Source organism: Acidithiobacillus sp. TH-A36, assembly GCF_057473445.1.
Genome location: NZ_JBYCKP010000444.1, coordinates 1 through 1,066, shown reverse-complemented (window position 1 = coordinate 1,066; position 1,066 = coordinate 1). Strand labels below are relative to the sequence as shown.

At 54.0% G+C, this 1,066-nt stretch carries 1 protein-coding gene; it reads right to left on the bottom strand.

The genetic code is table 11. From position 1 onward, the window contains the following. Window positions 1–112: 112 nt before the first annotated feature. Window positions 113–1,066: NAD(P)/FAD-dependent oxidoreductase (locus AC2VLY_RS11395; RefSeq protein WP_486922310.1), on the bottom strand; the 954-nt coding region annotated here is incomplete at its 5' end.

Sequence of the window (1,066 nt, the reverse complement as noted above, 5' to 3'; positions counted from 1 at the left end):
TGTTCGACGGCAATTCGTTCATTTGCCAGGTCAAGTTGTTTGATGAGTTGCTCGACCGTGGTGTTGGCGTCAATCCATCTCGCTTTGCCATTGATGTAGACGTTCACGTCCATCAGATAGTCACCTCGCCTTCATGAGACACTCTTGCTGGATGGAATGCCTGCCAATGAACTGGCCACGGTCGACGCTCAATGGAGTCGAGCAGCATGTTGGCTGTTACAGGGGCAAGCAGAATCCCGTTTCGAAAATGGCCGACCGCTACATGAAGCTGAGGAGACTCGGCGAGTTCGCCAATCCATGGGTGCGCATCTTCCGACCCGGGCCGATGTCCAATCCAACTCCGCACAAAGACGGCATCGGACAGTCCGGGAGCCACCTGTTGTGCGGAGTCTAAGAGATATTGGACGGCGTCCGCGCGCACGTCGCGATTGAAGCCTGCTTCCTTGTCCTCAGTCGCTCCAACAACAATGGTTCCGTCTCGCTTTGGCACTAGGTAGGTGTGATGATGGAAGATGGTGCGCTGTAGCGTCGCACGGCGCGGACGAATGGATAGAAGTTGGCCTTTAACAGGTCGGATTCGCCCGGTGAGAGATGGTAGTAAATGGGGTGCCCAAGCGCCTGTCGCCACCACAACGGTCCTAGTCACGTATTTCTCACTGTGCGTGGAGACCGTATAGTCAAGCGAATTGTGAGTGACGATGGAAATGGCTTCGGCACCTTCCAAAACCGTGCATGTTCTCTTTACTGCCAGAGACAGTGCCCGGATGAGAAGGGGCGCATGAATGTTGCCGTCATCTGGCAGATATAACGCTCCAAAGTTTCTTGCGACGAGCGGTTCACTCTCATATACCTCGCGGCTACTCAGAAACTGGGCGCGCCCACCGGCCCGGATTTGCCATTCCATGCGCCGTTGTAAAGCATGGGCTTCGGTTTCCGTGAGTGCAAGTTGGTAAATTCCGTTGTGGTTCAACTGAGCATCGACACCCGTTTCTTCACGCAACTCGTCGACGTAGTTCTGATAAAGAGACCGACTTTCCAAGCACAATTGAAAAAATGGACCTGGACT